Here is a 1,421-nt window from a genome sequence, read left to right as displayed (position 1 = left end):
ATTTCTCTGGCGCAGACGGCCGAAGGCGCACTGGGCAAGGTGGGCGACATGCTGCAGCGCATGCGCGAGCTGTCTGTTCAGGCCTCCAACGCCACCAACAGCAAGAGCGATCGTGAAGCGCTGCAGTCCGAGCTGGTGCAGCTGCGTGACGAAGTGGACCGTGTGGCCAAGACCACCACGTTCAATGGCCAGAAACTGCTGGARGGCAGCTTCTCCGGGGGCGTGTTCCAGGTGGGTGCGAATGCGGGCGACAACATCACGGTGGGCGCGCTGGCCAACATGAAGGTGGCCGACCTGGGGAATTCCTCATACGCCTCCGGCACGGCCGCCATCGCTGGCATTTCAGCGACTGCAGCCGATGTCTCGGTCACCGTGACCGGAAGGCAAGGGCATCGACAAGGTGGACATCTCCACGCAAGCCGGTGCTTGGGAAGCCATGCAGCGCATCGACAACGCGCTGGACAAGGTCAACTCCGCACGCGCCGACCTGGGTGCCATCCAGACCCGCTTCGAGAAGTCGATCGAGAACATCGACTCCATGAACGAGAACATCTCTGCGGCACGCGGCCGCATCGTGGACGCCGACTTCGCCAAGGAAACGGCGAACCTGAGCCGCACGCAGATCCTGCAGCAGGCTGGCACGGCCATGGTGGCCCAGGCCAACCAGCTGCCTCAGCAAGTGCTGAGCCTGCTGAAGTAAGAACAAGGCCTGGACGGCGGTGGCTCGCTGCCGTCCGGGTCCGGAACTTGAAGAACGCATGCGAGGCTTGGCCATAGCGGCGTTCTTCTTGCAAGAACGGGTAGCCGGAACTGCCTGGAAACGGGTGCCGGGAAGGCGGATGCAGAAAAGATCGGCCGGCCGGATGCCAAAGAAACGAGCATTTGAAGAAGGGGAATACCACTATGGCTATGACCATTAACACCAATGTTGTGTCCATCAACGCACAACGCAACCTGGGTCTGTCTGGCAGTTCGCTGGCTACCTCCATGCAGCGCCTGTCTTCGGGCCTGCGTGTCAACAGTGCCAAGGACGATGCAGCCGGCCTGGCCATCTCCGAGCGCATGAGCACCCAGGTGCGCGGCTTGGCCGTGGCCTCGCGCAATGCCAACGATGGCATCTCGCTGGCACAGACGGCTGAAGGCGCGCTGGGCAAGGTCGGCGACATGCTGCAGCGCATGCGCGAGCTGGCGGTGCAGTCGTCCAACGCGACGAACAGCAAGAGCGACCGTGAGGCGCTGCAGTCGGAGCTGTCTCAACTGCGTGATGAAGTGGACCGTGTGGCCAAGACCACCACGTTCAATGGCCAGAAGCTGCTGGAAGGCAGCTTCACGGGTGGCGTGTTCCAGGTGGGTGCGAACTCTGGCGACAACATCAGCGTGGGCTCGTTGGGCAACGTGAAGGTCGACAGCCTGGGCAACTC

1 protein-coding gene and 1 pseudogene are annotated in these 1,421 nt (G+C 62.6%); both read left to right on the top strand.

Annotated elements, in window-relative coordinates:
- A pseudogene (locus GRX31_RS31235) lies at window positions 1-700 on the top strand (flagellin); the annotation flags it as partial.
- A gap of 203 nt (window positions 701-903) precedes the next feature.
- The coding region (locus GRX31_RS30345; RefSeq protein ID WP_442874103.1) for a flagellin N-terminal helical domain-containing protein at window positions 904-1,421 on the top strand (518 nt) is incomplete at its 3' end.

Origin of the sequence: Delftia sp. CH05, from assembly GCF_009827015.1 — a bacterium.
GTDB classification, from domain to species: domain Bacteria; phylum Pseudomonadota; class Gammaproteobacteria; order Burkholderiales; family Burkholderiaceae_C; genus Comamonas; species Comamonas tsuruhatensis.
Note: the sequence above shows the minus strand (reverse complement) of the source record. Positions and strands in the feature narration are given on the sequence as shown.